This is a genomic window from Mesorhizobium sp. M4B.F.Ca.ET.017.02.2.1, assembly GCF_003998955.1.
Taxonomy (GTDB): Bacteria; Pseudomonadota; Alphaproteobacteria; order Rhizobiales; family Rhizobiaceae; genus Mesorhizobium; species Mesorhizobium abyssinicae.
Window position 1 is genome coordinate 1 of record NZ_RZOF01000242.1, and the last position, 10,179, is coordinate 10,179.

General features: G+C 65.6%; 11 protein-coding genes. 6 read left to right on the forward strand and 5 right to left on the reverse strand.

The genetic code is table 11. The features are described from left to right. The 4 genes from ftsY to EN738_RS23990 form a co-directional block, all read left to right on the forward strand. Positions 1-1,193 (forward strand): signal recognition particle-docking protein FtsY (gene ftsY / locus EN738_RS23975; RefSeq protein WP_245494645.1); only part of this gene is annotated, 1,193 nt, incomplete at its 5' end. Between the two features lie 42 nt (positions 1,194-1,235). Beyond that, positions 1,236-1,901 carry a septation protein A gene (locus EN738_RS23980; RefSeq protein WP_127285872.1) on the forward strand — a complete coding sequence of 222 codons (666 nt, stop codon included), beginning with the start codon at positions 1,236-1,238 and terminating at the stop codon, positions 1,899-1,901. 19 nt (positions 1,902-1,920) lie between these two features. Further along, positions 1,921-2,541, forward strand: a complete 621-nt coding sequence (locus tag EN738_RS23985; RefSeq protein ID WP_127285873.1) for a pyridoxamine 5'-phosphate oxidase family protein — start codon at positions 1,921-1,923, stop codon at positions 2,539-2,541. A 32-nt stretch (positions 2,542-2,573) separates the two neighbouring features. Further along, positions 2,574-3,110 (forward strand): NADPH-dependent FMN reductase, encoded by a 537-nt coding sequence (locus EN738_RS23990; protein ID WP_127285874.1) that lies wholly within the window; start codon positions 2,574-2,576, stop codon positions 3,108-3,110. 143 nt (positions 3,111-3,253) lie between these two features. On the opposite strand, the gene EN738_RS23995 is transcribed toward EN738_RS23990, so the two are convergent. Further along, positions 3,254-4,174: an SMP-30/gluconolactonase/LRE family protein gene (locus tag EN738_RS23995; RefSeq protein ID WP_127285875.1), complete on the reverse strand. Its 921-nt coding sequence runs from the start codon at positions 4,172-4,174 to the stop codon at positions 3,254-3,256. Positions 4,175-4,445: 271 nt separating this feature from the next. Between EN738_RS23995 and EN738_RS24005 the strand changes: the two genes are divergently transcribed. Continuing rightward, positions 4,446-4,613, forward strand: a complete 168-nt coding sequence (locus EN738_RS24005) for a hypothetical protein (RefSeq protein ID WP_127285877.1) — start codon at positions 4,446-4,448, stop codon at positions 4,611-4,613. A gap of 161 nt (positions 4,614-4,774) precedes the next feature. Here EN738_RS24005 and EN738_RS24010 read toward each other — a convergent pair whose 3' ends face one another. From EN738_RS24010 to ccmA, 4 genes are all read right to left on the reverse strand, one after another. Then, on the reverse strand, positions 4,775-5,359 hold the full coding sequence (locus EN738_RS24010; RefSeq protein WP_127285878.1) for a DsbE family thiol:disulfide interchange protein: 585 nt from the start codon (positions 5,357-5,359) through the stop codon (positions 4,775-4,777). Further along, the gene (ccmD, locus tag EN738_RS24015; protein ID WP_127285879.1) at positions 5,356-5,547 is read right to left on the reverse strand and encodes a heme exporter protein CcmD; all 192 of its coding nucleotides are present in this window, start codon (positions 5,545-5,547) and stop codon (positions 5,356-5,358) included. Before ccmD ends, EN738_RS24010 begins: the two co-directional genes overlap by 4 nt. A 113-nt stretch (positions 5,548-5,660) precedes the next feature. Continuing rightward, positions 5,661-6,326 carry a heme exporter protein CcmB gene (ccmB, locus tag EN738_RS24020; protein WP_127285880.1) on the reverse strand — a complete coding sequence of 222 codons (666 nt, stop codon included), beginning with the start codon at positions 6,324-6,326 and terminating at the stop codon, positions 5,661-5,663. 196 nt (positions 6,327-6,522) lie between these two features. Then, entirely contained in the window at positions 6,523-7,131 is a 609-nt protein-coding gene (gene ccmA / locus EN738_RS24030) for a heme ABC exporter ATP-binding protein CcmA (protein WP_127285882.1), read from the reverse strand. A gap of 284 nt (positions 7,132-7,415) precedes the next feature. Here ccmA and acnA point away from each other — a divergent pair, with 284 nt between their 5' ends. Beyond that, the gene (acnA, locus tag EN738_RS24035; protein ID WP_127285881.1) at positions 7,416-10,106 is read left to right on the forward strand and encodes an aconitate hydratase AcnA; all 2,691 of its coding nucleotides are present in this window, start codon (positions 7,416-7,418) and stop codon (positions 10,104-10,106) included. Positions 10,107-10,179: the final 73 nt, after the last annotated feature.

Sequence of the window (10,179 nt, forward strand, 5' to 3'; positions counted from 1 at the left end):
CTCCCCGTCCTTCACGGGGAGAGGGTAAGGGTGAGGGGCAGCGCCGACCTCCACAGGATTTGGCGTCACTGGAGCCTGCTCCGCCGGCGGAAATCTCTCCTCCTATTCGCCAGCCTGCGCCGGTCGAACCGGAGCGGATCCTTGCCGAGATTGCACCCGAGCCAGAAGCCGTCCCCGCGCCGCAGCCAAGGCCCGCGCCGTCCGCCGGCAAGGTAACCGTCGCGAAAAAGGTCGAGCAGAAGGCCGAGGTGCAAAAGGCGCCGGAGCCGGCGCCGCGGCGTTCCTGGTTCCAGCGCATGCGCGACGGGCTTGCCCGCTCCTCGCGCGAGCTCTCGGGCAACATCGCCGGCGTCTTCACCAAGCGCAAGCTGGACGAGGACACGCTGCAGGACCTGGAGGACGTGCTGATCCGCGCCGATCTCGGCCTGGAAACCGCGCTCCGCGTCACCGATGCGCTGGCCTCCAGCCGCTACGGCAAGGACGTCTCCGACACGGAGGTGCGCTCGGTCATGGCGGCCGAGGTGGAGAAGGTGCTGACCCCCGTCGCGCTGCCGCTGGAGCTCGACCTCAGCCACAAGCCGCATGTCATCCTGGTGGTCGGCGTCAACGGCACCGGCAAGACCACGACCATCGGCAAGCTGGCCGCCAAGCTGACCGATGGCGGCCTGTCGGTAATGCTCGCCGCCGGCGACACCTTCCGCGCCGCCGCGATCGAGCAGCTCAAGATCTGGGGTGAGCGGACGAAATCGCCGGTCATCGCCTCCAAGCTCGGCGCCGATGCCGCCGGCCTCGCCTATGACGCCTTCGAGAAGGCCAAGGAGGCCGGCTCCGACGTGCTGATCATCGACACCGCCGGCCGGCTGCAGAACAAGGCCGAGCTGATGGCGGAGCTCGAGAAGATCGTGCGCGTGCTCGGCAAGCTCGACCCGGAAGCGCCGCACACCGTGCTGCAGACGGTCGACGCCACCACCGGCCAGAATGCGCTCAACCAGGTCGAGATCTTCCGCAACGTCGCCGGCGTCAACGGCCTGGTGATGACCAAGCTGGACGGCACGGCGCGCGGCGGTATTCTGGTGGCGATCGCGGCCAAGCACAGGCTGCCGGTCTATTTCATCGGCGTCGGCGAACAGGTCGACGACCTCGAACCTTTTTCAGCCAGCGAATTCGCCAGGGCGATCGCTGGCGTGGCTTGAACGATCCCAAAAGCGCCGACTTTCGGGACAACAAGGACTTCCATGAACATCCTCGAACGCGACCCGTCCGACCCGCAGAAACAGAAGAAGGAAGGCGTCAACCCGGCGCTCAAGCTGCTGCTCGAGCTCGGCCCGCTGCTGGTGTTCTTCTTCGCCAATGCGCGCGGCGAATGGCTGGTGCAGAAATTTCCGGCGCTGGGCGAGCTCGGCGGACCGATTTTCGTCGCCACGGGCCTGTTCATGGGCGCCACCGCCATCGCGCTGATGGCGTCCTGGCTGCTGACCCGCACCTTGCCGATCATGCCGCTCGTGTCGGGTGTCGTGGTCTTCGTCTTCGGCGCACTGACGCTCTATCTGCAGGACGACATCTTCATCAAGATGAAGCCGACCATCGTCAATACGCTGTTCGGCGGCGTGCTGCTCGGCGGCCTGTTCTTCGGCAAGTCGCTGCTTGGCTACGTCTTCGATTCCGCCTTCAGCCTCGACACCGAGGGCTGGAGGAAGCTTACCTTCCGCTGGGGGCTGTTCTTCCTCTTCCTGGCCATCGTCAACGAAGTCGTCTGGCGCAATTTCTCGACCGATGCCTGGGTTACGTTCAAGGTCTGGGGCATCATGCCCATCACGCTTCTCTTCACCTTCAGCCAGATGCCGCTGATCATGCGCCATTCGCTGGAGGAAAAGGCCAAGGAAGAGAACGCCGGCAAATAGAACTGAGAGGGGGACGGGCATGGAATTCCTCACCACGCGCGACGAGCTGAGGACGATCTACAAGACGCCCCGACCGACCGACGGCCCCATCCGCAAGGAGCTGAAGGCGCTCGACGGCCACTGCCGCTCCTTCATCGGCAAGAGCCCCTTCGTGCTGATCGGCTCCTCCGACGGCGCCGGCAATGCCGACGTGACGCCGAAAGGCGACAAGCCCGGCTTCGCCGCCATCCTCGACGACAACACCATCGCCATCCCCGACCGGCCCGGCAACAACCGGCTGGACACGCTGGAGAACATCGTCCGCAATCCCTCGGTCGGGCTGTTGTTCCTCATTCCCGGCATGAACGAGACGCTACGCGTCAACGGCGACGCCCGCATCACCGTCGATGCCGGCCTGCGCGGGCGGCTGGCCGTCGACGGCAAGGAGCCGCAGAGCGTCGTCGTGGTGTCGGTCAAGGCGGCCTACATGCACTGCGCCAAGGCTTTCATGCGCTCGGATCTGTGGAAGCCGGAGACCTGGTACGACCGCGCGACGCTGCCGACGCTCGGCCAGATCATCCGCGACCAGCTGGCGCTCGCCGAGGCGGCCGGCGACATCGACCGCGAGCTGGACCAGGATTACCGGCAGACCATGTGGTAGCCTCGGGCTCGATTCGCCCGGACAGTTCCCCCTTGCTCAACATCTTTGCCATTTCCGGCAGCCTGCGCGCCACCTCGACCAATTCGGCGCTGCTCGCGGCGCTGGCTCAAAACGCGCCGGCCGGCTGCCGCGTGACCCTCTATGACGGACTTGGCCGGCTGCCGATCTTCAACCCGGATGACGAGGGCGAGCGCACGCCACCGGAAGCGGCAGCGCTGATCGAGGCCGTCACGGCGGCCGACGGCGTCATCATCTCCTGTCCGGAATATGCCCATGGCGTGCCGGGCGGTCTGAAGAACGCGCTCGACTGGCTGGTGTCGCGCGACGCCGCCGTCGCCAAGCCGGCCATGCTGGTGCACGCCTCGCCGCGCTCGCTCTACGCCCGCGCCGCGCTCAGCGAGATCATGCGCACCATGTCTTTCGTCCTCTTTGAGGAGACGGCGCTGGAGATCGTCCTGATCGGCAAGAAGCCGCCGGAGATGGAGGCGATCTTGACGACGGCCGAGAACCGGCTGGCGATGCGCGCGGCGGTGCAGGGTTTCGCGGCGTCTATACGCAGTCGAACATGAGGTCGTCATCCTGGAGCGAAGCGACGCAGCGCAGACCCTAGGAGCCATGCCGCTACGCTAAGGCATTGCAACGGTTACAGAATTCTGCGCCGTTGCACCGACGTCGAAGGTCACGGCATGGAGGGGCGCTCTCCCGCGAGCCGTCAATACGTCTTGGCGCCGTTGACCATCAGCCGCACCATGTAGAGCGATGTCGTGCCCGCGATGTAAAGGCAGTTCCGCTTGTTGCCGCCGAACACGCAGTTGGCGACGACCTCCGGCACCTTGACCTTGCCGATCAGCGTGCCGTCCGGATCGTAGCAATGGACACCGTCGGCGGCGCTCGTCCAGATGCGCCCGTCCTCGTCGACCCGGAAGCCGTCGAACAGGCCGGCCGTGCAGTCGGCGAAGACCTTTTCGCCGGAGACCTTCTTGCCGCCCTTGCCGACGTTGAAGACGCGGATATGCGCAGGGTTCTTGGCGCCGTGGGTGCGCCCGGTGTCGGCGACATAGAGTTTGCTTTCGTCGAGCGAGAAGGCAAGCCCGTTGGGCCTCACCATGTCGGTGATGACGGCATCGATCTCGCCGCTGTCCGGATCGACCCGGTAGACGTTGCAGGCGCCGATCTCGCTCTCGGCCTTGTCGCCTTCATAGTCGGTGTCGATGCCGTAGCTCGGATCGGTGAACCAGATCGAACCGTCGGACTTCACCACCGCGTCGTTAGGCGAATTCAGTCGCTTGCCGCGCCATTTGTCGGCGATGGCGATGATCGAGCCGTCATGCTCGGTGCGGCTGACGCGGCGGCCCGAATGCTCGCAGGTGACCAGCCGGCCCTGCCGGTCGACCGTGTTGCCGTTGGAATTTCCCGACGGCTGGCGGAACACGCTGACGCCGCCGTCGGTCTCGTCAAAGCGCAGCATGCGATTGTTCGGGATATCCGACCAGACGAGATAACGGCCGGCGGCGAACCAGGCCGGGCCTTCCGCCCAGCGGCATCCGGTGAACAGCTTCTCAACTTGCGCGTTGGAGTTGAACAACCGCGCGAAACGCGGATCGAGGATTTCGTAGTAGTCGGCGGCCGCCATGCATTTCCTCCCGGCATTCAGTCGGTCGCGATCAAGCCAGCCGGCGAGCGATATGGCAAGATCGGTGATGACGGCTTCACCGTCTCTTGAGGCCTTGGCGGCCTTCAATCAGGTTTGCTCGGCGGCAACGGCCGGTTAACCGGCTATGCGTTCAGCGCAATGGTGCATTGCAACATCTTCTTTTTGCAACGCACTATTCCTATGTCATGCTCCGTATCGATCAAGGGAGGAACAATTCGCCGCCAGAACGCGGCACGAAAGGACCCTCGTCATGATCTTCGACAACTTTGTTTCCCGCGCTCGCAGCAGCATCGCCAAGCGCAAGCAGTACAACCGCCTCGTCGCCGAAATCGACAGCTTCTCCAGCCGCGATCTGGCCGACATGCGCGCCGACCGCTCCGAGATGCTCTACCAGATCCACAAGCAGATCTACGGCTGAGTTTTTCGCCCCAACCAGCTCCGCGCCGTCAGGCGCGTTGAGATTCAGGTCAGGCCGAGTCGAGAATGGTGGATTCCGAGAACCGGAGCGGAGCGTACTTAGGTACGTGAGCACCGGAAGCGCGCAGGAAGCCGCGATTCGCAGGCCGCCATCACCTGATATCAATGCGCCGCCAGCGCCTTCTCGATCTGCGGCAAGAGCAGAGTTTCCGCAGATTCGGCCGTGATCGGCCCGACATGCTTGTAGGCGATCTTGCCGTCCTTGCCGACGACGAAGGTCTCCGGCACGCCGTAGACGCCCCAGTCGATCGCCGCCCGGCCCGCCTCGTCGACACCGATCGCCTGGTAGGGATTGCCGACCTCGCCGAGGAATCGGCGGGCGTTCGCGGGCTCGTCCTTGTAGTTCAGCGCCGCCAGCACGAAACGCTTGTCCTTCGACAGAGCGAGCAGCACCGGATGCTCGTCGCGGCACGGCGCGCACCACGAGGCAAAGACGTTGACCAGCGTGACCTTGCCGGCGAAGGCCTTCGAATCGAGCCCCGGCAAGGCGCTGCCTTCCAGCGGCGGCAGGTTGGTCTGCGGCGCCGGCAGGCCGATCAGCGCCGACGGCACTTCCGACACGTCGCGGCCGGACAGAAGCTGCGACAGGAACAGCCCCGCCAGCCCGAGGAACACCAGCAGCGGCAAAAGCACGAACAGGCGCCGCCACCGCGCCGGCGTTGCGGTCTCCGTGCTCTCGCCGCTCATGATTTCGCGCCCTTGTCCTTGACGGCCTCGGCGCCCTTGTCGGAGCGCCGGCGCACGCCGGCGGCTTCCAGCTCGGCAAGATCGCGCTTGCGGCCGCGCTGGTCGATGAGGATCCATGCGACCAGCCCGGCCAGCACCAGCGCCGTGATGGCATAGGCGGCCGTGACATAGAGCGCATGCGCGCTCATGGCAGCCGCTCCACGTGGATGCGGCTTTCCGGTCCGGCCATGTTGCCCTGTTCGATCATGCTTTCCCTTAGCCTTGCCGTTCCAGCTTCGCAATCGGCCGCCGCGCCGCAGCCTCAGTCCGTCCCGTGGCGCAGTGCCAAAGCCGCCGCCAGCGGTCCGAGCACGGCAAGAAACAGCGTCAGCGCGGCAAGAATGAGGAAAGGCTGCAGGAACGGCGCCGGGTCGGCCACCGCGCCATAGCTGGCCGAAACGCCGAAGATCAGCACCGGAATGGTGAGCGGCAGCACCAGCACAGAGATCAGCAGCCCGCCGCGCGGCAGCGCCACCGCGACCGCGGCGCCGGCGGCGCCGATGAAGGTGATGGCCGGCGTGCCGACGAGAAGCGTGAGCGCCGTGGCGCCGATGCCGGCCGCCTCCATGTTCATGAACAGCCCCAGCAAGGGTGCGGCGACCACCAGCGGCAGCACGCTTCCCGCCCAATGCGCCAGGCATTTCACCAGCACCATCAGCGCCAGCATGTGGCGATCGTGGCCCAGCACCAGAAGATCGAGCGAGCCGTCCTCGCGGTCGGCCTGGAACAGCCGGTCGAGGCCGAGCAAGCAGGCAAGCAGGGCGGCGATCCACAGGATCGCCGGGCCGATGCGGGCAAGCAGGTTGAGATCCGGGCCGACGCCGAACGGGATGGTGGCGATGACGGCGAGGAAGAAGATGACGCCCGTCAGCGCCCCGCCACCGGCGCGGATCGAGAGGCGGATGTCGCGCAGGAAGAGGGCTAGCATGGGTTGAGATGCCTGCGCCCAGGCCCCCCTCTCTGGCCTGCCGGCCATCTCCCCCTCAAGGGGGGAGATTGGATGTCACTTCGGCTTTCGCCAATTTTCAACATAAGGAAGCTGGCGGGGCGCGCGAACTGCCGATCTCCCCCCTTGAGGGGGAGATGCCCGGCAGGGCAGAGAGGGGGGTGACAGAGCGACAACCTCAACTGGCTTCCCCCATCCTCAACGCCTTCGCCCCCTCCAACCCCAGCGGCAGATGCGTCGCCGCCACGATGATCCCGCCTTCCTCCAGATGCCCGCGCATCAACCCCGCGAACCGTTCCTCGGACGCCTTGTCCAGCCCCGCCGTCGGCTCGTCGAGCAGCCAGATCGGCCGGTGGCTGACCAGGAGTTTTGCAATGGATGCCCGCCGCCGCTGGCCGGTCGAGAGATAGCCGAACGGCAGATGGCCGATGCCGCCGAGCCCGACGGTCTCCAGCGCCTCGTCGACGCCGAGCGCCGGCTCGCCGCAGAAGTCGCGCCAGAAGCGCAGATTCTCCGCCACGCTCAAGGCCGTCTTCATCGCGTTGAGATGGCCGAGATAGTGTGACGCCGCAGCGACCGTGGGAAAAGCCTCGCCGCCGGCCTCGACCTGGACCCGCCCTTCGGCGGCGCGCAGCAGACCGGCGATGACCCTCAGCAGCGTCGATTTGCCGGCGCCGTTCGGCCCGGTGACGACCAGCGCCTCGCCCTTCTCGAGCGCAAAGCCGATGCCGGAAAAGACCGTCTCGCCGCCGCGCTCGCCGCCCAGATTTTCGGCGATCAGCCGCATCATTGCCCGTTCCGAAAGCGCCGTTTCGCGGCCGTCGCCGCATCGCACAAATTTGCCTTTCGACTGTCTAGAACTATTCCAGGAAATTCTCTATATGCGGTTCATCCGTGCCAGCGGTCGGCTCGGGAACAGAATTAGCGCCGAACCAGCGCACGCGCCGCCTTGAACGGCTCGGGTTGCTTGGGAGCGGACAGCGGAAATGGCCGTACCCGCACCTTTGCGCGTGATTGCATGCCATCGGCGTCCGTTCCCTTTCAGGCTGAACAGACAAGGACGGATCGCACGTGTCAAAATCCCTGGACAGTTTCAAATGCCGCCGCACCCTGACCGCGGGTGGCGCTGACTATGTCTATTTCGACCTCACCGAGGCCGAGAAGAACGGCCTCGCCGGCATCGCCCGGCTGCCCTATTCGATGAAGGTGCTGCTGGAGAACCTGCTGCGCAACGAGGACGGCCGCTCGGTCACCAAGGAAAGCATCCAGGCGGTGGCCGGCTGGCTGACCGACAAGGGCACCGCCGGCGTCGAGATCGCCTACCGTCCGGCCCGCGTTCTGATGCAGGATTTCACCGGCGTTCCGGCGGTGGTCGACCTGGCGGCCATGCGCGACGGCATCAAGGCGCTCGGCGGCGATCCGGAAAAGATCAACCCGCTGGTGCCGGTCGATCTCGTCATCGACCACTCCGTCATCGTCGACGAGTTCGGCACGCCGATGGCCTTCGCCCGCAATGTCGAGCTCGAATATGAGCGCAACGAGGAGCGCTACAAGTTCCTGAAATGGGGCCAGCAGGCGTTCCGCAACTTCCGCGTCGTGCCGCCCGGCACCGGCATCTGCCACCAGGTCAACCTCGAATATCTCGGCCAGGTCGTGTGGACGAACAGCGAGGACGGCGAAACCACCGCCTATCCCGACACCTGCGTCGGCACCGATTCGCACACCACCATGATCAATGGCCTCGGCGTGCTCGGCTGGGGCGTCGGCGGCATCGAGGCCGAGGCGGCCATGCTCGGCCAGCCCGTCTCCATGCTCTTGCCGGAGGTCATCGGCTTCCGCCTCACCGGCAAGCTCAAGGAAGGTGTCACCGCCACCGACCTCGTGCTCACCGTAACCCAGATGCTGCGCAAGAAGGGCGTCGTCGGCAAGTTCGTCGAGTTCTTCGGCCCCGGCCTCTCCAACATGACGCTGGCCGACCGCGCCACCATCGGCAACATGGCGCCCGAATACGGCGCCACCTGCGGCTTCTTCCCGGTCGACAGCGAGACCATCCGCTACCTGACGATGTCCGGCCGCGACGAGAACCGCATCGCGCTGGTCGAGGCCTATTCGAAGGCGCAGGGCATGTGGCGCGACGCCGGCTCCGCCGACCCGGTCTTCACCGACCTGCTCGAGCTCGACCTCGGCGACGTCGTGCCGTCGATGGCAGGCCCGAAGCGCCCTGAGGGCCGCGTCGCGCTGGAAGGCATTCCGGCCGGCTTCGCCAAGGCGATGGAGACCGAGTATAAGAAGGCCGCCGATATCTCCAAGCGCTACGCCGTCGAAGGCACCGACCACGATCTCGGCCATGGCGACGTCGTCATCGCCGCCATCACCTCGTGCACCAACACCTCGAACCCGAGCGTGCTGATCGGCGCCGGGCTGCTCGCCCGCAACGCCAACCGCGTGGGCCTGAAGCAGAAGCCGTGGGTGAAGACCTCGCTGGCGCCAGGCAGCCAGGTGGTCGCCGAATACCTGGAAAAATCCGGCCTGCAGAAGGAGCTCGACCAGATCGGCTTCAACCTGGTCGGCTTCGGCTGCACCACCTGCATCGGCAATTCCGGCCCGCTGCCGGCGCCGATCTCCAAGACCATCAACGATAAGGGCCTGATCGCCGCCGCGGTCTTGTCCGGCAACCGCAACTTCGAGGGCCGCGTCTCGCCGGACGTGCAGGCGAACTATCTCGCCTCGCCGCCGCTGGTCGTCGCCCATGCGCTGGCCGGAACGGTGACCAAGGACCTGACCACCGAGCCGCTTGGCGAGGACAGGAACGGCAACCCCGTCTACCTCAAGGACATCTGGCCGAGCGCGGCCGAGATCCAGGAGTTCATCGAGAAGAACGTCACGCGCGAGTTGTTCGCCCGCAAATATGCAGACGTCTTCAAGGGCGACGAGTACTGGCAGAAGGTCAAGGCGCCAGAGGGCCAGACCTATGCCTGGGACGACAGCTCGACCTATGTGCAGAACCCGCCCTATTTCGCCGGCATGACATCGGGCTTCGGCAAGATCGGCGACATCAAGGGCGCGCGCGTGCTCGGCCTCTTCGGCGACAAGATCACCACCGACCACATCTCGCCGGCGGGCTCGATCAAGGCCGCCTCGCCGGCCGGCAAGTACCTCACCGAGCATGGCGTCGGCGTCGCCGACTTCAACCAGTACGGCACGCGGCGCGGCAACCATGAGGTGATGATGCGCGGCACCTTCGCCAACATCCGCATCCGCAACCACATGCTGGGTGAGAACGGCCGCGAGGGCGGCTACACGATCCACTATCCCTCGAAGGAGGAGATGTCGATCTACGACGCCGCGATGGAGTACAAGAAGGAAGGCGTGCCGCTGGTCATCTTCGCCGGCGTCGAATACGGCAACGGCTCCTCGCGCGACTGGGCGGCCAAGGGAACAAATCTCCTGGGTGTCCGCGCTGTCATCGCCCAGTCCTTCGAGCGCATCCATCGCTCGAACCTGGTCGGCATGGGCGTCATCCCCTTCGTCTTCGAGGACGGCACCTCATGGGCCTCGCTCAACCTCAAGGGCGACGAGCTGGTCGAGATCGACGGCCTGGACGCCATCAAGCCGCGCCAGAAGATGACCGCCAAGGTCACCTACGGCGACGGCACGGTGAAGAACATCCCGATCATCTGCCGCATCGATACGCTGGACGAGCTCGACTACTTCAAGAACGGCGGCATTTTGCAGTACGTGCTGCGCGATCTGGCAGCTTGATAAGGGAGTAGGGGAGTAGGGGAGTAGGGCAGTAAGGAAGTAGGGAAGAGACACCCCTATTCCCCTATTCCCC